Here is a 23740-nt window from a genome sequence, read left to right as displayed (position 1 = left end):
GGGGTCATTTCGCCACGATTTGACACCCCGTATCATACCAAGAGGGCTCTTTATTGTTCAAGTCCCCGAAAATCCTTCTAACAGGAATGCTCCTTATTCGTTATATTAGAGGGATTATTGCCTTGATTGTAGAAATGAAAACGTTAGGTATTGAACCTAACGGAGCAGGACAGTGAAATAAGGTTTCAAACTTTCAGGGGGAGGTTTTGTAATTGAAAAAATATAGACAAGCCATTATTTGGGCTGTAATCGCTATTGTTCTTGTTTTAATTTGGCTTTTTACAAGATAAGATTTATTGAAGTAACGAAGCAGTTGAAGAAGGAATTCCATTTGTTTGTATAGAAAAAATATATATCAGGCTTTTAATCGGGGAATTTTATATAGAATCTTGGAAGGGTTTGAAGCAATTAATGGAAATAAGGAAACCTAATGATTTGGAATTTAAAAAGATTTTGTCTCTCTCTCCACAAGCTGTATATGATGGTACATTAGGTGATGTAAAACCTTCGGATGAAAAAGTCAAACAACTTATTGAACCCCTTTTGCAGAAGGGAAGTTATTATTTAATAGCAACAGAAAATGATATTCTGATGGGGTGGATTTTAATAGGGACAAGTAAGGACCAATTTACAGATAGGAAGTATGGTTTTATTTATGAATTATTTGTTTTAAATGAATTTAGAGGAAATGGGATTTCAAAACAGTTGATGGAAACAGGTATTGAACATCTAAAGAAAGAAGGATATTCAGAAGTCCGTTTAAGTGCATTTGCAGGAAATCAAGCAATTAAACTGTATGAAAAATTAGGATTTTACATAAGAACAGTTACTATGAGTATGCCAATTTAAAACAGGTGTCTTAATGAACTAATGGGGCGTTGATCCAGGAAGGATTAACGCTTTTTTCTGGAATTACCTTATTGAACAAACGTGGCAGGTTTGTTTAAGAAGAATATTGATAAAATATGTTGAAATTTAAATAATTGAAGGAGTTAGTTTAACGAAAAATGGTAAAATGGAATTGTATAGGTTTTAAGCACTAAAAATCAATTTTTAAGGAGGGGCAATTTGCAAAAATGTGAAAACTGCAATTCACCATTTAGCTGGAGTAAAATCTCTAAATCGCTTTTGTGGTTATATAAACCAATTGAATGTGACAATTGTGGCACTATACATAAGATAACCATTTTTAGTAGATGTATAGTTGGAGCCCTAACTATTTTACCAATTTTCATATTTTTTTATTTCCTTTCTCCTTTCAATAACGATTATATAAACATTGGTATAGGAGCTCTTATATCAATAGTTGGTGGATTGTTTGCTCCATATGTTGTTCAATACAAAGAGGAATTGTGAGGAATTATACCTAAACTAACGCGGCAGGTTAGTTGAAGAAAAAAACGTATTAATCTGAATCTTAGATGTATTGCAAACGTATTACCTTTAAAAGGGGAGTGTTGTAATGTCAAAAAATAATAACAAGACAAAATCCATTATTTTTTTAAGTTTAATGTTGTTAATGTCAGGGTTTTTAATAGCTGCTTGCTCAAAGGCTGATGTAGAAGACACAAATAAAGAAGCAATTCAAAAAGTTCTTGAGCATCAGTTTACTGGTCCAGATGAGGAGTTTATGGAACTAATGTGGAATCCTAAATATAGGACTGTTGTGAATAATAAAGAAGAGAACAAAGAGTTTGATAAGTATGTAGCAGAGGTATACGGACCTTACTTTACAGATTCTGGGCTCGATTCATTCATAGCTGCATTTGGTACTCAATACCCAGGCTTTGCTCACGAATTTGGTTATAAGTTAAGCTTTAAGGGTGTCACGATTGAGCAAAGTGAGAAACTTCCATATCGTTATACCTTCATAGCAAAGGTCGGTTATCAGAAAAATGGAGACGAAGAAAAAACTGTAAATGTAGAAGGTGAAGTTCTCTTCTCTAAAGAAGAAGAAGGGAAAATCGGGGGATTTCAATACGGGAATGACAACGGCTTGTCGGATATTTTAAGAACGAGCAATTGAACAATTTAACATATTAAACACAAAAAGGACCTAATTTGGTTCTTTTTTTATGATTGAAATAACAACAATATTGTTTAACATAGCCATTCCAGAAAAGAAGTTTGTGAATAAATGTACTTAAACTAAAGGGTGCGATAGTGAAAAGGCAGCGGAGTATCCGTTGCCTTTTTCCATAGATCTCTAAAAATATTTTCTATACAATTCTCTTCTAAGGCTGCCACTTAACTGAGCGTAAACCCTAGTGGTCTCGCTTTTTTCATGACCTAGTAAACTTTGAATAACATCAATAGGTGCTCCGTTGTTCAATAGGTGTGTGGCATAACTGTGGCGTAGTTGGTGTGGATGTATTTCTTTGTTGATCCCAGCCCGACTTGATATTCGTTTAATGATGTACCTCATCTGTCCTATACTCATTTTATGTGGATGACGTTCAGTAACAAAAATAGCTGGATCTTTATCCTGGCGAAGGTCTAAATATCGTTTGAGCCAGATTTCACAACGGATATTAAAATATACCTCCCTTTCCTTATCTCCCTTTCCAAGGACTATGGCAGAACGATTTGACCAATTAATACTATTCTTTTCAAGTGAAACAATTTCACCTATTCTACAACCTGTGGAAAACATAAATTCGAACAATGCCTTTTCCATTGGAGTAAAACACGCTTCCCTCAAATGTTCAATTTCTCTCTCCGTCAAAAATTTAGGAATTCGTTTTCCTTGTTTGGGTTCTTTGATTTTCGCAGCTGGGTTTTTGGGTATATGCCCTTCCTCGTGTGACCAACGGAATATAGATTTAATGAACCGAATCCGATGAGCTAAACTTGATGGCTTTAAGTGTTCACTGGATTTTGCTAAGTATTCCTTCAACTGATTAGTCGTTACAGATTTAATATTTACATCGTTAAAGTGTTGGATAAGTAGCTTAGATTGGAGCTTATACGCTTTTAAGGTCTGAGGAGAGAAACCTTCAATCCTTTTATCCGATTCATAAATTTCCCAGGATTTTGACAATAACACAATAATTCCTCCTTATTCGTTATATTAGAGGAATTATTGCCTTGATTGTAGAAATGAAAACATTAGGTATTGAACTATCGAGGCAGAAGAGTTTAATAAGGTATGTATGGAATTAAAGGAAGAGAAAGGAGCCGAATATGGAGCCGAAATGGGAAACTGTTGTTATGAATGGATGGGAAAATAAAGATGATGAGACTAAACTAATAGAATATTTCTTGGAAGTTGTAGACAAATACCCAAATTCAGCAAGGGCAAAATTTGAATTGGCTAACGCTTATGATTTTACGGGACAAGAGAATAAGGCAATTTCGCTATATGAAGATTCAATCAGCATAGGTCTTGATGCCGAGTATGAAGCATATGCCTTATTACAATTAGGTAGTTCTTTAAGAAATGTTGGCAGAATAGACGATGCCATAAGAATATTATCTGATGCTGAACAACGTTATCCTGAATTCCCTTCTATCTCTATGTTTCTTGGTATTGCTATGCACGATAAAAATAGAAACGCAGAAGCATTAAGAAAAAATCTAAATGTGATGTTAAGGCACGTTAAAACTTCCGATATAGAACGGTATAGAATGGCTTTAGAAAACTACATTAAGGATATTAAATCATAGAAATTGTTATTGCACTAACGGGTGCATTACTTGAATAACGATAATGCTCCTTTCTTCTTCAAGTAAAGGTCAGTTTTGTTGAAGAAGAAAAGGAAAAGGATACAACCGAACGTAAAGATATCTTTACATTCAGTTGTATTTTTTTTATAATCTATGTAAAGATATCTTTACTTCCTGTTTGGAGGGTTGTTAATGAAGGTGATAAATCATATTAGGGAAATTCGACAGAAAAAGGGCATAACACAAGTCAAAATGGCAGAAGACTTACAAATTACACGTCAAACAGTAAATGCAATTGAAAAGAATAAGTATAATCCAAGTTTGGAGTTGGCACTAAAATTAATACAGTATTTTGATGTGCCAATTGAAGAATTATTTTATTTAGAGAAATCAGAGGGGGAATAGCTATGAACAACCGAAAGTTACAAATCACTATTTGGTCTGTTGTGATTGGATGTATGATTATAGGTGGCTTTTTAGGTGTGTATATCATAGGAAAAGAAACTGGTGAATACAACTACGAAATTGTTATCGCTATTATAGTGGGTACAGTCTTAGGATTTATTATCTTTCTGCTTTTTTCTAAGTGGAATAAAAAAAGAAATGGAAATGTTCCTGATGTTGATGAACGAAGTGTATTACTTATGAAAAGATATTTAATGGGTGTGCTCTACGTTGTTCTTGTTGGTAGTGGTGCTGTTTTATTAATTCTATATTCAATGGGTGTTCATTTTATTGAAACAGGTTTGTTGATTATATATATGATGGGATTATACATGTTAATTGGCTTAGGAGCTATTATTACAAAGCAATTTTAAAATGTTATTAAGCTAAAGGGGGCAAGAGTTTTAGAAGGATCGTACCAACTGCGGTCCTTTTTTTATTGAAGTAACGTTGCAGTTTAGTACAATAATGAAAAATAGCAAGAACTTAAAAGATAAATGAAGTGTAAAATGTATTTGACACCTCATTTATCTTATTTTATAATCAGGGTGTAAAGAATGTTTTACACCTTACAAAATCTAAAGGTGGCTTAGTGATGGAAAATAGAATCAAGGAATACAGAGAAAAGAACGGTATTTCACAAGGAAAATTAGGAGATTTGTGTAAAGTAACAAGGCAAACAATTAATGCCATTGAAAATAATAAGTATGACCCAAGTTTAGAGTTGGCATTTAATTTATCTGATGTTTTAGGTCTTCCTATCGAAGAATTATTTATTTTTAAATATGAAGGGAATGAGAAAAAGTGACAACTGTAAAAAAAGTTAGTTTAATCTGTTCTTTAGTGCTTATTACTGCAATTGGTGGCTATGGGATATATGAATGGATCTCAAAAGAAATAATTAACGCTTCTACACTCTTCTTTGTATTTTTAGGGGTTGGCTTTTTCTTCCAATCTGTTACTTGGGGTGAAATGGATGGAAAACACGAAGGAGAAAAAGATGAATTGGAGAAACATATCACTCTTTTAAGTTCAAAAATTAGTTATTATCTATTACTTTTATTGATGGTAATCGTCTTAGCTGTTTCGGAAAGAGTAAATACAATGAATGATATAAAGAATATCCCACTTGTTATTGTAATTGGATTAGCTTGGATAACTATGCCAATTACTGAATTTGTAGTTTCAAAAAAATACCGTTAATAATATGGCGAAATGTAAAATCATTATTTAGAGGTAAACAGAATAATTGAAATTATACATATAATAATAAGTAAATATTGTGAAGGATTACACTTAAACTATAGGGTGCGTCAGTTGAACAAGACTTTTGTATTTTATTCCGCCAAAAAGACTATATAAACCAGAAAATGGCTTGCCAAAACTGATGTCAGTTAGCAAGCCATTTTTATTGTCATTTAAATGATATGCACCTCAAAACGGAACCCTTTACACAATTGTTTGGAATGGCTTTTTCGTTTTAACTTTCGCTCTTTGTCGTAAAATTGGGCACAAGCCAATGGATGAGCAATCCGGCAATGGTAGCGTAGGCGATACCATTATGAGCTAATCCGATTCCAATGATGAAGATGATCGCGACAATGACCAAATTTTTCATATTAGCTAGACTCACTTTTTCCTCAATGAGGTGACGAATCCCCATTGCAGCAATCATACCAAACAACAAGATACATATACCGCCCATTACCCCAACTGGAATGGACTGGATTACCGCTCCAACTTTACCGAACAACCCAAGAAGAATCGAAAGAACGGCAGCACCTTGAATGATCCTACTAGAAAACTGGCGTGTGATGGCTAGAACCCCGAGGTTTTCAGCATAAGTGGTTTGCGCCGGGCCGCCGATGAATCCGGAGAAAAGGGTGGCCAGACCATTACCCACAAGAATACGCCCGAAGCCAGGATTTTTTGTAACGTCTTTCCCCGTGATCTCGTTTAATACAAACATATGACCTAAGTCTTCGATAATCGTAACAAGTGCAATCGGCGCCATACCAAGGATGACAGCCCATGTGAACTCTGGCATCACAAAATGCGGTAGCGCGAAAACGGGTGCATCCGCAATGGTTTGAAATTCAACATAACCGCGCACAGCAGAATAAATATACCCGACTAAAAGTCCGATGATAATGGGGAAGAGGCGGATCACTTTGGTGCCAGCTAGTGTCGCGATAATGGCTGCAAGAAGGCTCACGATGGCCGCATCCCAGCTTACCGATGCCATACTGGTGACAGCCGTTGTCGCCAAGGAAAGCCCGATAATACTGACAACCGGTCCGACGACGACTGGTGGAATCACTTTTCGCACTTTATCAAAACCGACCGTTGCAATGATAAGTGATACGAGCGCATAAACAACGGATACGCTAATAAGACCAGCGACGGCTTGACCCGGTGAATTCAACTTCCCTACATACAACGCAAGTGGAGCAATAAATGCAAAAGATGAACCAAGGTAAGTAGGAACCTTTCCGCGTGTAATAAGGTGGAAAATCAAAGTACCTACACCACTGGCAATAAGTGCACTACCTGGATCAAGACCAGTGAGTGCTGGCACTAAAACGGTTGCACCAAACATCGCAAACAAATGTTGTAATGATAATGGTATTGCACTTAGGAATTTTTTCAACCGTGTTTGCCCCCTTTTATCGTTCCTCTATTATATATTTCTACTATCATCATTTAGGGCTGAATTCAAGGTTAGGACAAGTTCATTGCAAGTGTCGTTCTCCGCTAGGTCGTTTTACCTCAAAAGAATAAGGCCATTACGAATACACCCATATACATACCTGTGGTAATAGAATGGTTGAATCATTCTTTGATTTTCATGAATGTCCTCCCTTCAAAAGATGACAAACAAACGACACCTACATCCCCCCTCACTACTTAGATATTGCTTCGACAATCCAATAATATGCGATTGCAGGTAGCCTTATGTCTCTTGTACTATTTAGTTTAGGCATGAGGGGATATTTGAATTTTTATTAAGATTAAACTCCTCATTACTTCAATAAAGTTCAAAAAAAAGAAGCGTTAATCCTTCTTGGATCAACGCTCTCCGTTTAGCGAGTATTCGCGAGAAAATCTATAAAACTGCGGGAGTTGATTACGAATACACTTAAAACTCACTGTGATAGATATGAACTTTACCTATTTGGGTACAGTTCAAAGGTATGTTCCTTCCAATAGTGAGTTTGGAAATACTGGTTGAATCATTTGCTCAAAAGAATCCGCGTCTTCTTCTTCTTTCGATTTCAAAACGTCTTCTTCTCTCGATTTCGATTGCTATAATGGGGAAAAATCGTCTTCTTCTAAAGCGGTCACGAAATAACAAGTCTCTTCGACCAAATCCCAAAAAAGGCATTTAATGACTCCACCTTTCATTTCAAAAGTTTATAAAGCAAAAGGGCAGAATAAACCAAATTGTTCTTTACAATTTAGTAGCTGCTCATAAAAGAAGCTCCGACAATGATAAGAAGAATGAACAATACCACAATTAACGCAAAACCGCTTCCCATTCCATCAGCCATTTAGTACACCTCCAACAATGCTTATTTAAAAGAGCTTTGAACAAAGCCCAAGCTCCTACCTTTCGTTTTCATTATCAAAAACTAGAAAGGACAATAATCAACAGGATGAATAATACCACGATTAATACAAAACTACTGCCGCCATAACCACCACCGTAGCCATAACCGCCGTCGTAACCGCCGTCGTAACCATAACCACCATCGCAACCACATGAGCCCCACATATCTTTTCACCACCCATTTGAATGTCTGATTGAACACTTTCACTATGTATATATATTCCTTAAGACAAGGGTGGATTGGACAAATATCATAGGGGAAGAATAAAATCAGCGATTGCCACGGGGACGGTTCTCATGGTTCAAATGAAGGTGGAAAAAGCAAAATAGGAAATCCTTAATTGGATTTCCCTGTACTTGTATCTGTATGATACCCATTATAGACCACAAGAACCGTCCCCATGGTCCTAACAACTAAACAATTGAATTACTCCTAGTATGGGGTTCAAATATTTGATAATTATTTTTCCCATGTTGTTTCGCCTGGTACATAGCGATGTCAGCATTTTTAATTAACTCGGTAGCTTCATGTCCGTGTTGTGGATATAAGGCTATCCCGATGCTTGGTGTAACTCGAACTCTTTTTCCATATATAATAATAGGGGAACTTAGACTTTCAATCATTTCTTTTGCAACCATCATATACTCATTATGACTTACGTTATGCAATAAAACGATAAATTCATCTCCAGCTAACCTTGCAACGATACCTTTTTCTGCTACACACTTTTTAAAGTAATCACTAACTTGTTTAAGGAGGATGTCCCCTCCTTCATGACCAAGAGAATCATTCACTTGCTTAAACCCATCCAAGTCAATAAACATTACACCAAACTTCGCGTTATTATTTTCTGATGATTTCAACAATTGAACGAACTGATCCATGAAGGCCCTTCGATTTGGTAAGCCAGTTAACGCATCTTGATAAGCTAATCGCTTTACATTTTCAATTTCGCTCTTTTGTATAGTTATATCTCTAGCTATCATTTCTCTTGCGGATTGTCCTTTGAAGTCAATTTTAGTCGATTTAAATTCTAAGTCAATTAAGGCTCCATCAACTCTTTTAATTTTGACTTGTTCGTTCAATTCACTATTTGAAAATTTTTCTAAGTGCTCATTTATTTTTTTAGAAAGGTCCTTAGAATCATGGTGAACAAATTCACTTAAGTTTCGATTAATTAATTCACTTGTTGAACTTGAACCAAATAAATTGGCTCCACTTTCATTAATATAGAGTATTCTCCCTTTATTATGAATAATGATGGATTCTGGAGATAATTGGACCAAACGTTTATATTGTTCTTCTTCATCTCGTATTTGATATATAATTTTCTTACCTGTTAACAAAGCCCAAAACATTAAAGAAACCTCTAAAATTGGGCTAATAAAATCTACAATTAATGCAAATGTCCCCTCATCCTCTAAGTTAAATATGCTAATAATTGTATTATCTAGTAAATCAAATAATGAAGATACTATTATTAATATTGATATTATAATTATCTTTTTAGAAAAAAATTCCATTGTTTATCTCCCTTCGGTAGACCAGCCATCATAACAAAAATGCCTTAGATCTGTGTCTTTGCGTCCCCATCTTTTAATAGGTTTGCCTTTTACAAATCGATATATGACCTCAATATAGGAGAATGCCAATAGCTATAAATACTACTTAAAATACTGTGATTTGTCTACACTCACTTTTCTATATGGTGGCAAACTTGTACTATTACTTACAAATATAATAAAAGAATTAAGAAGGGGGGAAAATATGAAGAGTGATTTAATTACTATAAAAGTGGAGGCACAGTATCTTTAATTGAGAGAAAAGGCAAAAATATATTCTCCGATAAAAAAATTATTAAGGTATTAATAAAGGATATAGGATTAGGTGGACTTCGGTTCTTATCATACATTGAAGTCCCAACCACATCTGTTGAAATTCACACCAATGTAAAAGGGAAGGTCTTTATCTTAAAGGGAGATATTTTATGGTCAAGAATAGTAAACAATAATTTATTCGAATATGGTTTTGAATTTAATATTCATGAAACGGTGAGAAATACTCTTGGACAAGTATTAAATGATTTTGTGAATTAAATATTTGTTTATTAGATAAAAGTAAAAACAAATAATAACTTTAGTCACTAACGGCTGCTTGCTCCAGAAGGATTGACAGTATTCTTGATGCTATTCTAAAAGGTCACAATTCAAGTCAATAACACTTGAATTGAGGCCAAGAGATATCACATACTGTAGCCCGGTCTAAAACAGATGTGATAGTGTTCCTGGAACATCAACAGCTAGCTGCAATACTTCTTTTACTCAATCAATTCTTAATTGTCAGCCTTAAAGCTTCCCGATGCTTAATCAAAAAACAACCCTCGATAACGATAGATTCACTGAATGATTAGTGCCATCTTCATTATAGGGGGTTGTGGGTTTTAAACCATGATACTGGTTCAAACAATCCGTACAAATTGTTCAATTTGTCCGTGATTGTGGTTTTGTTTGAGTGAAATATTCACCGAATTAAAAATGGTTAGAAATAAACAGCCACAGTAAAACATAACCATGAAAGTGGTCGAGGTTAAGGGGTTTTGCACTACCACAGGTGACACTGGCTAGTTGAAATCCCCTGTTCTTCGGCTGGAAACCTATCCGGTTCATCTATCGGCAGCGAATCGGAACCACTTCTCACCCCCGCCCCTCGACAAACTTCTCTTTGCTAAAATCAATCAAACCCCTCCACAGCAGCAAAATCAGCAAATCCAATCAAACGTTTGATTAAATGTCGGCAAAACCCTTTTATTAAACGAACTCAGGCCAGGTGGTAAGAAACATCCCTGTCGATGATCGGTCTCAATCTTCGATAACGATCTTCAATATGAATCTATAAAAACCTCGAACCCACAAAAATTGACACGTTTTGATACTAATCAAACGTTTGATTAAAAATACGTCCACCACTGATAAACAAAGAGTTTCTATCATAAAATAGGGTCGAATGATGACACCCCGAAACACGGCGACATTCTTTTAATTTCCCACCATAAGGTGCGAGAAGACAAAACTTTGTACTTCATAGGTCTCTCTTTCAATTAGAAAAAAGCCAACGAGAACTGTCCTCATTGGCTAAAACATCAATGGTGTCTGTCTCGATTGCCCGTGGTCACCGTTATAGATAAACTCCTTGATTCGGGTTCCTCCATGAATTATTACATTGCATTAATACTTTACAGCTTAAAACTTTAATTGAGTGAGGGTCTGACCCCTTATTTTGTAAATATCCCTGTTTAAAATGACATGACTCCCATGAACAAGGGACATTAAAATGTTATATTTCCATTAATTAAACTTTATAGGGGGTTTGAAATGAATAATAATTTACTAAGAAAGCTTGCTGTATTTTCAATTATTGGGGGGATTTTGCAAATTGTAGCAACACTCGGATTTGGATATCAATATCTGCTGGGTCATGACACAATGGGAGTAGCTGTAATTGTTGGGTTAATTAATGTATTAGGTATGATCCTTATTTTAATTGGTATGATTGCAGTCTTTTTATATTCGTATCAAATTAAACCAAGTCTAAATCTATTTATAAGCTTTATCGTTTTATTCATCGGCAGCATGCTCGAAGTAGGAGGTATGTGGACTGTCACTTTTGTATCCCCAATGCTTAAAGTTCATGCTGCAGAATTAGCTTCCACATGGCCAACTCCTTCAGGTGAGGGCTTGATGTTCAGTTTAATTCTACTTTTTATTGGATGGGTTTATTTTGGTATCAGTTTAGCCAAAGTGAAGGTCCTTCCTGTCATTCCAGCAGTTCTAGTGGCATTATCACTTTTTTTAGATTTTGCTCCATTAGGCATTGTTAGCAACTTCGGGTCAATTTTCTGGGCGATCGCGATTATTTGGCTGAGTACTGCTGTTTACAAAAGGACAAAAATAGAAGTTGTTATAGGAAGCGATGCAATAAAACCTAACTCGTAACTTTATAACAACGTAATAAAAGTTACCATATTTTATCAATCCATCTCATACGAGGTGGATTTTTAATATATAAGAAGGAATACATCCTACTCCACCTAAATATATATAGTCTAATTAGTCACAGAAAGATTACAATTCAAGTTCAATGAGGTGGAGAATCTTCCTAATGAGGAATATAGACTTCAACAAAATCCTAAACAATATGATTAAATTCATGTGGATCATTACAGCCCTGATATCCGTTGGGCTCTTCTTTTTTAGTGTCTTCATACAAAACACCATTTATCAAGTACCATGCCCTCCAAGTGGATGTATAGACTTTGGTCAATTAACCTTAGAAGAATCCGCTGAACTTCAAACTATTGGGATCTCCCTCATTTCCTACGCCTGGTTTAAAACAATAATGAATTTTATTATTGGGTTTGGCTTTTTTTCTGTTGGTATCTTTCTATTTTTGAAAAATAGTTCAGATACGTTTATCACATTTACTTCTATGATCATTATCGCCTATGGTGCTAATTTTGGTATGGATACATTAAGTCAAGCTTTTCCCACTATCATGTGGATGACAAACTACATTGACTTTGTAGCTTCTGGAATAGTTGTTTTTCTTTTTATATTTCCTGATGGGAGATTCGTGCCTAAATGGACCATTGGCATTGCAGCATTGTGGATGATCTTTTCATATAGTCGAATTTTCATGCCCGATTCCATTTTAAATCCAGAATTATGGCCATTTTGGCTTGATATTGCTGGGTGGATGGGTTTCTATTTACTGGTCTTCTACGCGCAACTCTATCGATTTCGAAAGGTATCGAATTCTATTCAAAAACAACAAGCAAAATGGTTAATTGTTAGCATTATCATTATTATTTTACACATTGGTTGGTTAGGTATTTTTGGTGATGAACAAACTGCTATTTTAAAAGTTATTACTCCCTTAATGATAACCACAATCATCGTAATACCTGTTTCCTTAGCAATTAGTATAGTGCAATATAAGTTGTGGAATTTAGACATCTATATTAACCGTTTTGTTTTATATGTCATGCTAAGTAGTCTTGTCGCGATTATCTATGCAAGCATTATCGGAATACTTGGAACAATGTTTCAGCAAGGCGGGTTTTTCATTTCCTTTATTGCCGTAGGAGTCACTGCCATACTCTTCGAACCGATAAAAAGGAAATTGCAAGCTGCTATTAACCGTTTGATGTATGGAGAAAGTCGTTCTCCATACGCTGCTTTGTCCATGTTAGGACAAAAGCTTGAAGCAACTTCGGACACTAGAACTGTCCTTTATTCCGTTGTTGAAACGATTAGTCAGGTGTTAAAACTGCCATATGCAGCCATCTATCTTTTCACAGAAAATTCATTTCAGCTGGCTGCTGAATATGGAACTCTGAGCACCACACCAAATAGAATCAATTTAGTATATCAGAATGATGTGGTTGGGGAGCTAGCCCTTGGAACGAGGGACTTAAACGAGGGTTTCTCTGATTACGAACAACGCTTGATTAAAGATCTTGCACGTCAAGTAGGTATCGCTGCTTATTCCGTAAAAGTCACAACTGATTTAATGAAGTCCAGAGAAAATCTTGTGAAGGCACGGGAAGAAGAAAGAAAAAAAATCCGAAGAGACCTTCACGATGGTTTAGGTCCGCAGCTTGCAAGCTTAGGAATGAATATAGAGGCCGCGCGTAATTTATATAAAATAAACCACAAAGCGGGTGACGAACTACTGATAACTACCCATAAACAATTAAAGGATACCATCATTGACATTCGTCAACTTGCCTACGATTTACGACCACCTATCCTAGATGAATTGGGTCTCACATTTGCTATTAATGAGTTACTAAGACAATACAGTCATAGTGAGACAAATTTTAAGGTTTTTGTACCTCCCAGTGTATCCACATTACCTGCAGCAGTAGAAATTGCTACATATCGTATTATTCAAGAATCCATATCTAATGTCATTCGTCATTCATATGCAACGGAATGCAAGATTAAAATAACCATGGCTAACTTCCTTAAAATTGAGATTACGGACAACGGTAAAGGGATTTCTTTTACTTCAAAAAAAGGAATTGGGATGGCCTCTATGCGAGAAAGGACAGAGGAATTGAACGGAATTTTCCATTGTCTTTCTACTCCAGAGCAAGGTGTGAGTATTCAAGCAATTTTTCCATTAATAGAAAAGGAGGCTTAGTCATGGAAAGGATAAAAATCTTATTTGCTGATGACCACACTTTGTTTCGAGATGGTTTAAGAAATTTGCTTTCTTCTATTTCGGACTTTGAAGTCATCGGTGAGGCTATTTCCGGAGAAGAGGCTATTACTCTAGCAAACTCGCTACAACCTGATATTGTCTTAATGGATATAAAAATGCCTACTATTAACGGTATTGAAGCTACAAAGGAAATACTCGCTAAAAACGCTCACATAGGTATCATTATGTTCACCATGTTCGAGGATGATAATTCGGTATTTGCTGCTATGAGAGCAGGAGCTAAAGGTTATCTTCTTAAAGGTGCTGGTCAAGAGGAGACCATTCGCGCCATTCGTGCGATTGCCAGTGGCGAAGCAATTTTCAGTCCATCCATTGCTGCGAGACTCATACACTACTTTAATTACATGAGCGAAAGTCAGGAAAATATCGCCTTTCCAGAACTAACCAGTAGAGAAAGGCAAATCCTGAACCTTATTGTTCAGGGGACTAAAAATGAGGGCATCGCAGAAAGACTTGGCTTAAGTTCAAAAACCGTCAGAAACCATGTTTCAAATATTTATAATAAGTTACAAGTTGCCGATCGATTTGAAGCTATAAAACGGGCTAAAGAAGAGGGCATGGAATGAGAAATTACAGCTGTTTATAGTGGAATAGTTAAACCAGCAAACTTCTAATTATTGCGACGATCTGCCTTCCTTTGCTAGAGAAGGAGTAATAGGAACTGCACGCCGCCAAGTTTCTGCTGCTAAAGCTGCTGAATGTAGAGTAGAGTGGTTAGTTTCAGATCAGAGAGCCGTTAAAGCAATCCACTGTCTCTCCCTTAATAATATCGATGAATTCGACAAATTAAAGGTGATGACAGGTACTTGATCTTAAAATTAGGTTAGCAATCATAAAAACATTTTCCACATACTACCTCAAATACTCCTTTACTTAATAATACAGTTAAAGATAATTGATGAAAAAAACTGCCTCTATTTATGATACGGTTCACCGCGCTATATCTTAATGAGGTTTTTTTGCTGTCTTTCCTTTCATAATTCCTTGGATAATTCCAAACTATCCTTAAATCATTTAAACCATAAAATGAATGTTGCATTTTCCAAAATACTAACATATACTATTTAAAAATTAATGAATGAATTATTCATTCATTATAAAAGGAGTGTTTTAAATTAATTATGAAAGAACGAGAATGGAATCTTGAGGAGAAATATGTATTGATTACAGGCGCAACAAATGGAATCGGGCTTGCAGCAGCAAAGGCACTCGCTGCGCGTGGAGCAAATATCGGATTCATTGCCAGAAATCAGGGAAGGGCAGAAGAAATTTCTAAACAATTAAAGAAACAGACGAGCAAACCAATTAAAGTGGATATTTTCATTGCTGATCTTTCCTCTCAAAGGGCCATTCGCCAAGTAGCTCAACAGATAATGGAAAGGTGCCCACAGGTTGATATATTAGTAAATAATGCCGGTGCTTTATTCGATACCCTTCAGAAGACGGAGGAAGGTATGGAAATGACATGGGCATTGAACCACTTGGCACCTTTTCTTCTCACTTTGCTGCTTTTAGAACGTCTAAAGGAAAGTGATTCAGCTCGGGTGATCAATACCTCTTCACATGGGCACAAGATGGTGAAAAACGGATTTGATTTTGATAATATTCATGGTGAACATCTCTTTATGGGAGTTAAAAAGTTAATGGGAGGCCCAACACTGCGGTATGCTCAGACCAAGCTCGCTAGTATTTTATTTACATCTGAATTGGCACGCCGACTGGAGGGAACAAATATTACCGTTCATTGTTTTGATCCTGGACTGGTTGCCACGAATTTTAATCAAAACAATGGAAGAATGGCCAAAGCGACAATGGCTGTCATGAAGCTCTTTTCCCGTACACCGGAGGAGGGGGCGGATACATTGATTTGGCTCGCGGAAATGAAGGATGTCTCCGGTCTTAACGGTAAATACTGTGCTGACAGACAGTTGAAGGAACCGACAGACGTGGCCAGTGACAGGGAATCGGCAAAAAGACTTTGGAAAATTAGTGAGGAACAAGTTGGGTTATCATTGAAATAATTGTTATAATTAATCATGTAAAAAAAGCTTATGGAAGAGGATGAACGAAAGTGACTCCATTAAATGATCACCAACTGGACCAGCTCCGAGATGAACGGAGAGAACAAATAAAGAAAGCAGCCCTAAAAGTATTTGCTCGCCGAGGAGTCATTGGAACTAAAATGAGCATGATTGCTAAGGAAGCAGGCATTAGCCAAGGCCTATCCTATCGATATTATAGTTCTAAGGATGAGCTTTTTATCGCACTTGTTAAGGATGCGATGGAAGAAACAGCTAAGGCATTTGCAACATTAGGACTTATGCAAGGCTCGCCTTCAAAAAAAATCAGAGAATTTACCAAAAGAATGCTGGATGTAAACAATAGACATTCCTTTATGCTCATACAGCAAGTACAAATTTCCGATGAAGTACCTGACAAGGCAAAAGATATTGTCCAGCAATATCCAACCACTTCTTTTATTGAGCAAATGTTCCCCATTTTTAAAGAGGGGCAAGAAAAAGGGGAATTCAGTCAAGGCGACCCAGCTGAGCTTTTGTTGCTCTATTTCTCAGTCATTTCCGGTTTGATGCTACTACCTTATGGATTAGATGGGATTAACTTAAATCATAATGTTGATAATTTAATGAAAATATTAAAGGATTGAAACAAACAAATTCAAGTCACCTATCGTCATGGACTCCAACCGGCCGTATGACAGTAGGTGACTTATTTTTTAAATGTTTTCGCTCCACATAAGTTAAGAAAATCCCATAATATTTTTATCTTGTTTTTTATGGAATTTTGTTCGAGGATTATAACAGAAATACCTTTATATACATTATTATTTTTTCCTCATTTATTTATGATACGGTTCACCGTAGTTATTTAAGAGGCAAAAATGGCATCGGGGAGAATTCCAGATGCCATTTTTATTGGTTTTATTGTAAAAGAACTATTCATTTTCTAGTTATGAACATGGGTTATAATACATAATCCTTGCAGTTATCGAAAAGTTAATGGAAATATTAATAACTCATTTTATTTCACTAGAATATTAACCTTCAATTAAAAATCAAACGCTTAATTTCACCATAGATTTAATTATCTTTTTACTACATCTTTCTAGGACATTTTTAATTTCCTCAGTTTCGTACTTACTATCCATAAACCAACTATTTTTTAAATGATTAGCTATTACATTTTGCGCCTTACTGATATCATCCACAGAAAAGTGCATTAGGCTTTTTTCAAGATAAGGTTCGTAAAGTACCATTTGTTTATAAGCTAACCTTGCTTGACTTGGTTTCTGCCTTATCGCCTTTTCCAATTTTTTATTAGCTAATAAAAATTTTTCACAACTCCCTACCGACTCTTCACTGGAGTAAATATCTTTTTCTAAAATAAATCGGGCATATTGTGTGTCAATTTGAAATGTACCAAATTCTTTCCCCTCTTTATTTCTTTGTTCAGCTAAATCATAAGAAATGTTTAAATAGTTTTCTGATCTGTCATATTCATGAATATCCATACAAGCCATTCCATATTGTAACCAAAAAAATATATTACTTTTATGATTTCTTAAATCCACTATATCATCAAAATATCTTACTACATTTGCTGAGATACTACTTGTTTCTTTGCTACTTTCTAAGCCTGAAAATACCATTCTTATATTAGACTGAGATATTAATATTTCACAAATTCGTTTTTGTTCTTCCCATTCAAGGATATTTGCATTTATTAAAATCTTCTTCATTGTTTCTATTAATTGATAATCTAATGACTGAGTTGAAACTAAATATCTGGAAAAAATAGGTGATTGTAGAGTTATCTCTCCATGACCAATATTTAGTAATTCTCTAATATTTTCATTCCTTATATTTTCGATATCATTGGTTGTTATACCAACTACTGAACATAAATCGGAATACCCCATTTGTAAATTTGTAAAGTTATTAACCATTGTAGCACTCAGAATTTGTAATGCACTATTATTTTTTTCAAAATTCTTATATATATTATCAATTTTTGTAGAAATTACTGAGGAACGTAATAAATCTAATAAGATGTTAGATAAACTCTTATTATTCCCAATTATCTTCTTTACCTGACTACTATTTTTTTGTTTTATCTCATTTAAATTTAATTTCTCCAACAAATTTGAAATTTTCCTAATTTCCCTCGTACTTAAATAATTTAAATTAATACTTTTAATATCCTTCTTTTCTACCTCTAATAATATAGGGATTTGATTTTCATATTGCTCATTAACAAAACTTCTAGATGTTAAAATAATTGTATAGGAATCATCGAGATGTATTTTCATTTTCTTTAATACTTCTTGATAAAAAGTATAATTTTCAATTATTAATATCTTATGCCCCTTTATTTTTGAAATTGCAACAAGATCATTAGTGATATTCTTATTAACTTTATTTAATATTAAAACATTATTAGCCTTACTCCACCTATATGCTTCCTTTAATAAACTTATGGTTTTCCCATTTCCCAAATTTGAATGAATATTTATTACCTTATATTCTCTTGGATTAATTGAACTTAATTCATCTCTTGATATAACATAATCATCATTATTTAAGTTTTTTTGTAATATTTTTGAATTTACTTTCCCGTACAACAACAAATCCCATAAATACTGAATATTATTTTCTTCATAGATATTTTTTTCTAATATTATCGGTGAAAAGCACTGCAAATCATAACTTTTTTGAGATGGCTCAAAGGTTTGTTGAGCAGTAATTATATCTTTTGCAAAACCCTCCACTCCAACCTTCATCTGGACACCTAGATAGCTTTTTCTACTATCTGATATATCAAAATTACTTTTCAATCTATCAATAAAAATAGTTTTTTCCTTATAACTGTCTACATTTAGTAACTTGCTAATATCAAAATCATATTTTAGCGATGTCCCTATGTAAATAATGACATTTGCGTTGTCTAAATCTTGTTTAAGAAGTTCAAACATTTTTTCTCTCTTAAATTCTTCTTGCCAGTAGCTAAATGAAGTCAACTTAAATTCAGAATTTAATTTCTCAACAGTCAGATTTCTAATATAACCATTTAAATGAACAATAGCTTGTGTTTTAGCAACTTTAGAAGTGTCATCGTATGCATTAAATGTTGCTATTGCTTTCCCTTTTTTTGAATAATATGCATTTTCAAATACATCGTCATAATTTGTAGTATAGATTCTAGTCCATGGTATACTAGCTATTATCTTGTGTTCTTCTTCAATACCTTTAACATTCGTTTGATAATAGTCCTGTAATTGTCTAATTAGCATCTGAGTTATAGAAAAATCTTTTCTTTTCTTAGAGTCTTCTAATATATATGACGCTACTTCATCAAGTGAATAACTTTGGTCATAGGGTATATTGTATGTTTGACAAAGAAATTTAATAAGGTTACTGGCCTGACCTAATTTTTCATTCTTCATATTTCTTGCATTATATGAAAAACCTGCTCCTGTCATAAGTACAGCATTTCCTTCCAGACATGCTTGAATAGCTTTTTTATATAACAACTCGCTCAATATTATCACTTCCTAAAGAATTAGATTTTTACGGCCTTTTGAAACAAAAAATAATAATCGATTTACTTCAAAACCTATGGTTTCGCAGAGGTAGCTTTTGACAGATCATAAGCATAACGAACTAAAAAAACACCCTTCATAATAAGATCGGTTTCAGTTAAGCTATCCGCATACACTTTTATATCCCTTACAATTGACTTATCCCCATCAAATGTCCAATATCCTTCAGAGATATCAAATTCAACTCCAAACGGAGTCACCAAGCTGCTCTTTTCACTTAATCGAACTGCTGAAGTCCCATATGAACAAATATCCATATCATCAATTTCTTCAATAACTGCATCGTAAAACGGATTTATATGATCTGATTGTAGGTTTACACCAGTTAAACGTTCAATTGCATACTTATCTTCATCTTCGTAAGCATACAATAATTTATTTCCTCTGAGTATAGATGGATATTTAACAAAATAATATGCCCAATGCGTTTGTGGCCACTCATTGTTATTTTCAACTATGTAATTTAGTTTTTCCTCAACAGAATCACAAGGAGAGGCAATAAGTAGTTCATATAAATTAGTAAACAAGTTAGTTAAATCATTGTTATTTGTCCAAATTAATTCACGGTAGTAGCTGCCTCCGAACACATATCTTGGTCCTAAATTACTCCAACCTATTTGAATAGCAAAATCATCAATTGTTAACATTGCTCGTGAAATTAAGGTATCTGGGAGCTGTAGCAGAGCCTTGGTATAATTAACTATTTCATTTGGGTAGCGTTTAAATATAGGTAATAGTTGGTGAATAGCCCCTTTAAGCAAAGGTATATCTTCTAATTCAAATAACAAGTTCTTTAGTTCAGGTATTTCTTTAATTAATTGGGCTTTTTCCTGTTCCTGCTTCCAACTTGTATCAGCAAAGCCCTCTACATTTTCAAATAAAAGGATCGCCTCATAGGCAGGTTTATTTGTTTCTATTAGTTTATCAATGGCACGAAAAATTGGACCCAGAGAATCAAAACGTAAGTTACTATTAAATTGTCCGCTATTCACTTGACGAACTCTTTGAACTAAATTTCGTATGACTCGTAATGTGTCCAGTAAATCAGCTTCTTGACCACTTAATTTTTTTTGAATAATGGTATATAGATAGATTCGTTCCATTAGACTTAATTCTTTATTTACACACGCGTCAAATAATTGTTTATGTGAAGTGAACAATGAAATGTTCTTTGCAATTCCAGCAAATTCTTTATTTATCTCTTCTTGGCTTTTCCATAATGAAAGTGAATTAAATAAAAAATCCACATTTTCTTTTTGACTATAGATTAATTCTAAATCCGATTTTTTTACAAATGGATCCGAAAAAATACGTGGATTTCGTGTAGTCCTATCCTTAATCGCAATGGACGTTGTAAGAAAACTAAATAACTCGACAAAAGCACTATCAATTGTAAAGTCGGCACTTCGATACTCCCAAAGTAAGTCTGTCCATTCCTTTTCCAACATAAAAGAAAAATCCTTACTTCTTTCTTTAAAACCCGCTTTTTCAAGTACTTGTTCAAATTGAGCCTTAAAGTTCTCAAACGTTGAAAGAGGCTTACCACGGGCATTCATTTTAATATAAAGTTCTTCCCCTAATCCAAATTCCTCTAACTCTAAAAATTGAAAAGTAATAGGACAATCCTCATTTATTAATAGCGGGATTACTTTACTATCAAACGATTCAAATTTGTCATGTATTGCATCCAGCATCACAAGCATTGCCTGTACGGTAGGATCATGCAACCATTGAAATTGAAACCACTTTTTTTCAATTAAAATCTCAGATAGTCTTATGCTCTTTAATTCTTCAAAAGAAATACCTTCTTGAACAATAGATCTAGTAAAATCGCGTGCGCTTATCCGTGTTTCATAAGAGAAATTTGATAGCTTTTCTTTCAAATTTGCATTTTCCTTAACATTAAAATACCAATATAAAAGAAAAAGTGTAGTTAGTCGCTGTTGACCATCAAGAGGTATGAGCATTTTATAGTTTTCATCACTAGTAACTGTTCCATAAATAAAATCAAAGTCAACATGCCTCTTCTTTTCTAATGCTTCTTTTAAATGTTCTAACAACAGTTTGCGAATGTCAGTAGATTTTTCATCTATGCGGCCTTGTGCATAATCGCGTTGAATAAGAGGTATTTTAATCTTATAAGAACTGATTAAATCCCAAAATGTTAACATAATAACCTCCCGTAATATCCGAACTAAAAGTTTGTTAAAACTTCTTCAATTGCTGCTATATAATCATTACGATCTTGCTCTGTCCAGAACTGAAAATGTTCAACTTTTGTACTGTAATACTTCATGAATGTATTCCGTGTACAAATAGGAATAAAACTACCTTCCTTGTCATATTCTTTTAATCTTCGATATTTAACTGGATAAAAGTGATTACTAAGCGCGCTATTGGTTCCTCTATCTAATAATACGAGGTTTTCCAACCCATGAATATCAGAGCCAAATTGTTCTTCTGTCGCTTCCAAGATGTTATTAACTAGCTCTGTAAACTTATCTTTACTTAGATTCTTATCTTGCAAACTATTTTGAAGTAGAGCAATTAATTCAGCATACTGTGGTTCTTCATTCACTTGCTCCAACTGCTTTAATGTATAAACAGCATCTTTAAGCCATGCAAGCCACTGCTCTTTTGTATTAAGTCCTTCTGCATTCTGAGCATGTATATGTTCAATACTCCACTGTTCTTTTACATAACGGTCAAATGGAAATCTGGCTTCATCGTTTTTTTGCTTTAATGTTGTAATAATATTAAATAGCAATAGTACTTTTTTTATTTTTCCTTTGTCTCCCTCATAATTCAATTCAGCTAGCGAAATACCAGCTATTTCAGCTCTTATTTCTCCCTTTAAGGCACGACGGAAGTCTTGTTTTTCAAGAATTGCCGCACTGTCATAGAGATCCATATAATTTGTTATAGATTTATATTGTGTTAAATACCCTAGTAAATGATATAACTCCCTATCTTCATACCATTCTATAAATCTAGATAAATACGATTTAATTGTTAACCATAATTGCTGAAAGTGTACTTCCTTTTGTATTTGGTAAAAAGTAAAAAAGGGGTCGTGATGTTTGCTCGTGACATTCTTCGTATAAATATCAAATAAGAATTCTATCCGATTTGTGTACATTTTAGTCGGTTGAATAAAATACCATAATTTATCGTTCCGAAGACTACGTTCAATTTGGTCCCATTCATTAGCAAGTTCAAATTTTTGTTCCTCTGATGTCTTCGATAGTATTAATGCTTTAATTAATTCAGCATTCGTTAATGGAATCTTTCCAATATTTAAGCGGCTAAAGACCTCCCGAACCTCTATTTTAGGTTCGACCTCATACCAAATAACTTTTACATTCTCTCCTAAAGCAATTGAGAACTTTTGTTTTAAAGTACGCCGATTTTCTCTTGGTCGATGAAACCATTCGTCAATTGTTAAGAAGGCTTGTTTAAAAAAATGATAATCAATATTTTTGTCATTATTTTCTTCATCAATTTCTTTCCTTATATTAAGCAAAAATTCGTTACTGTCCGGGCGGATCTCGTATGTAAGTTGGTATGGTTCTTCATTTAGATAAGTTAAGATCAATGCAATTGTAGTTAGACGTTGTTGACCATCTATTACTTCATAAATTGGTAACTTATTTTTCTGTTCCTCCATTTTCCTTACAACTACAGGTTGCAGACAATAGAATTCCGATGAACCTGATCCAGTATCCATCATAAAATCATAGATATCATCTAAGAGGTTTAGAACTTGTTGCTTATCCCAGCGATATCCACGTTGATATGATGGAATAAAGAATGAGGCCGATTCTAATAATTCATTTACTGTTTTAAGTGTTATAGTATTTTCCATTTACTACCCCTCGCTATTTTAGTTATCGGAAAACTATATTTTCCGTTAAAGGCATTAGATTAAATTTCCAAATTTTCCACTATTTAATTATACTTTTATTACTCAAAAAGAACCATTTTAGAAGATGAGCAAATTTCACAAAAAGTAGTAAATACAAGTAGCTAATTAAATGGAATTAATTAAGGTATTGTTCTGGGTCTCAAAATACAAAAATATTACTTCTGAATTTTAGTAAAAATAATAGACAATGAC

At 34.4% G+C, this 23740-nt stretch carries 23 protein-coding genes and 1 riboswitch; of the genes, 14 read left to right on the top strand and 9 right to left on the bottom strand.

The features are described 5' to 3' along the window. Positions 1-53 precede the first annotated feature (53 nt). The 4 genes from BLR86_RS26865 to BLR86_RS21465 all read left to right on the top strand — a co-directional run bounded on the left by BLR86_RS26865 (position 54) and on the right by BLR86_RS21465 (position 2026). A complete protein-coding gene (locus BLR86_RS26865) occupies positions 54-176 on the top strand; it encodes a hypothetical protein (protein WP_302847237.1) in 123 nt (40 codons plus the stop codon). Positions 177-411: 235 nt separating this feature from the next. Then, positions 412-849, top strand: coding sequence for a GNAT family N-acetyltransferase (locus BLR86_RS21475; protein WP_090766508.1), 438 nt, complete (start codon positions 412-414; stop codon positions 847-849). A gap of 219 nt (positions 850-1068) precedes the next feature. Beyond that, entirely contained in the window at positions 1069-1356 is a 288-nt protein-coding gene (locus BLR86_RS26965) for a TIGR04104 family putative zinc finger protein (protein ID WP_090766505.1), read from the top strand. A 106-nt stretch (positions 1357-1462) separates the two neighbouring features. Next, complete coding sequence (locus BLR86_RS21465; RefSeq protein ID WP_090766502.1) at positions 1463-2026, top strand: hypothetical protein; 564 nt, start codon at positions 1463-1465, stop codon at positions 2024-2026. Between the two features lie 180 nt (positions 2027-2206). Here the strand turns inward: BLR86_RS21465 and BLR86_RS21460 are convergent, their stop codons facing one another. After that, positions 2207-3046 carry a tyrosine-type recombinase/integrase gene (locus BLR86_RS21460; protein WP_090766497.1) on the bottom strand — a complete coding sequence of 280 codons (840 nt, stop codon included), beginning with the start codon at positions 3044-3046 and terminating at the stop codon, positions 2207-2209. 137 nt (positions 3047-3183) lie between these two features. Here BLR86_RS21460 and BLR86_RS21455 point away from each other — a divergent pair, with 137 nt between their 5' ends. The 5 genes from BLR86_RS21455 to BLR86_RS21435 all read left to right on the top strand — a co-directional run bounded on the left by BLR86_RS21455 (position 3184) and on the right by BLR86_RS21435 (position 5313). Then, on the top strand, positions 3184-3666 hold the full coding sequence (locus tag BLR86_RS21455) for a tetratricopeptide repeat protein (RefSeq protein WP_090766494.1): 483 nt from the start codon (positions 3184-3186) through the stop codon (positions 3664-3666). 192 nt (positions 3667-3858) lie between these two features. Continuing rightward, the gene (locus tag BLR86_RS21450) at positions 3859-4071 is read left to right on the top strand and encodes a helix-turn-helix transcriptional regulator (protein WP_007084134.1); all 213 of its coding nucleotides are present in this window, start codon (positions 3859-3861) and stop codon (positions 4069-4071) included. 2 nt (positions 4072-4073) lie between these two features. Continuing rightward, positions 4074-4484: a hypothetical protein gene (locus BLR86_RS21445; protein WP_090766491.1), complete on the top strand. Its 411-nt coding sequence runs from the start codon at positions 4074-4076 to the stop codon at positions 4482-4484. Between the two features lie 221 nt (positions 4485-4705). Continuing rightward, on the top strand, positions 4706-4918 hold the full coding sequence (locus tag BLR86_RS21440; protein ID WP_090766488.1) for a helix-turn-helix transcriptional regulator: 213 nt from the start codon (positions 4706-4708) through the stop codon (positions 4916-4918). Next, positions 4915-5313 (top strand): hypothetical protein, encoded by a 399-nt coding sequence (locus BLR86_RS21435; protein ID WP_090766485.1) that lies wholly within the window; start codon positions 4915-4917, stop codon positions 5311-5313. The genes BLR86_RS21440 and BLR86_RS21435 overlap by 4 nt, the downstream gene beginning before the upstream one ends. 277 nt (positions 5314-5590) lie before the next feature. Here the strand turns inward: BLR86_RS21435 and BLR86_RS21430 are convergent, their stop codons facing one another. The 5 genes from BLR86_RS21430 to BLR86_RS21415 all read right to left on the bottom strand — a co-directional run bounded on the left by BLR86_RS21430 (position 5591) and on the right by BLR86_RS21415 (position 9244). Beyond that, a complete protein-coding gene (locus tag BLR86_RS21430; protein WP_090766482.1) occupies positions 5591-6760 on the bottom strand; it encodes a solute carrier family 23 protein in 1170 nt (389 codons plus the stop codon). 591 nt (positions 6761-7351) lie between these two features. Further along, positions 7352-7495 (bottom strand): hypothetical protein, encoded by a 144-nt coding sequence (locus tag BLR86_RS26260; protein WP_175493001.1) that lies wholly within the window; start codon positions 7493-7495, stop codon positions 7352-7354. Positions 7496-7568: 73 nt separating this feature from the next. Beyond that, on the bottom strand, positions 7569-7661 hold the full coding sequence (locus BLR86_RS21425) for a YjcZ family sporulation protein (RefSeq protein WP_090766479.1): 93 nt from the start codon (positions 7659-7661) through the stop codon (positions 7569-7571). A 74-nt stretch (positions 7662-7735) separates the two neighbouring features. Further along, positions 7736-7885: a sporulation protein YjcZ gene (gene yjcZ / locus BLR86_RS21420; RefSeq protein ID WP_090766476.1), complete on the bottom strand. Its 150-nt coding sequence runs from the start codon at positions 7883-7885 to the stop codon at positions 7736-7738. A gap of 249 nt (positions 7886-8134) precedes the next feature. Further along, entirely contained in the window at positions 8135-9244 is a 1110-nt protein-coding gene (locus BLR86_RS21415) for a sensor domain-containing diguanylate cyclase (protein ID WP_090766472.1), read from the bottom strand. A gap of 12 nt (positions 9245-9256) precedes the next feature. Beyond that, positions 9257-9341: riboswitch (cyclic di-GMP riboswitch) on the bottom strand. 1751 nt (positions 9342-11092) lie between these two features. On the opposite strand from BLR86_RS21415, the gene BLR86_RS21410 reads away from it, so the two are divergent. The 5 genes from BLR86_RS21410 (at position 11093) to BLR86_RS21390 (ending at position 16671) form a co-directional block, all read left to right on the top strand. Next, positions 11093-11713, top strand: a complete 621-nt coding sequence (locus BLR86_RS21410) for a hypothetical protein (RefSeq protein ID WP_090766469.1) — start codon at positions 11093-11095, stop codon at positions 11711-11713. Between the two features lie 166 nt (positions 11714-11879). After that, on the top strand, positions 11880-13925 hold the full coding sequence (locus BLR86_RS21405) for a GAF domain-containing sensor histidine kinase (protein WP_175493000.1): 2046 nt from the start codon (positions 11880-11882) through the stop codon (positions 13923-13925). A gap of 2 nt (positions 13926-13927) precedes the next feature. Beyond that, positions 13928-14572, top strand: coding sequence for a response regulator transcription factor (locus tag BLR86_RS21400; protein ID WP_090766463.1), 645 nt, complete (start codon positions 13928-13930; stop codon positions 14570-14572). A gap of 555 nt (positions 14573-15127) precedes the next feature. Further along, positions 15128-16027, top strand: coding sequence for an SDR family NAD(P)-dependent oxidoreductase (locus BLR86_RS21395; RefSeq protein ID WP_090766460.1), 900 nt, complete (start codon positions 15128-15130; stop codon positions 16025-16027). A gap of 50 nt (positions 16028-16077) precedes the next feature. Then, positions 16078-16671 (top strand): TetR/AcrR family transcriptional regulator, encoded by a 594-nt coding sequence (locus BLR86_RS21390; protein WP_090766458.1) that lies wholly within the window; start codon positions 16078-16080, stop codon positions 16669-16671. Positions 16672-17079: 408 nt separating this feature from the next. Here BLR86_RS21390 and BLR86_RS21385 read toward each other — a convergent pair whose 3' ends face one another. The 3 genes from BLR86_RS21385 to BLR86_RS21375 all read right to left on the bottom strand — a co-directional run bounded on the left by BLR86_RS21385 (position 17080) and on the right by BLR86_RS21375 (position 23488). Beyond that, positions 17080-19563, bottom strand: coding sequence for an SIR2 family protein (locus BLR86_RS21385; RefSeq protein WP_090766455.1), 2484 nt, complete (start codon positions 19561-19563; stop codon positions 17080-17082). A 74-nt stretch (positions 19564-19637) separates the two neighbouring features. Then, a complete protein-coding gene (locus BLR86_RS21380) occupies positions 19638-21794 on the bottom strand; it encodes a DUF262 domain-containing protein (protein WP_090766452.1) in 2157 nt (718 codons plus the stop codon). 23 nt (positions 21795-21817) lie between these two features. Beyond that, positions 21818-23488 (bottom strand): DUF262 domain-containing protein, encoded by a 1671-nt coding sequence (locus BLR86_RS21375; protein ID WP_090766449.1) that lies wholly within the window; start codon positions 23486-23488, stop codon positions 21818-21820. Positions 23489-23740: the final 252 nt, after the last annotated feature.

The organism is Bacillus sp. OK048 (assembly GCF_900103525.1).
GTDB lineage: Bacteria > Bacillota > Bacilli > Bacillales > Cytobacillaceae > Neobacillus.
Note: the sequence above shows the minus strand (reverse complement) of the source record. Positions and strands in the feature narration are given on the sequence as shown.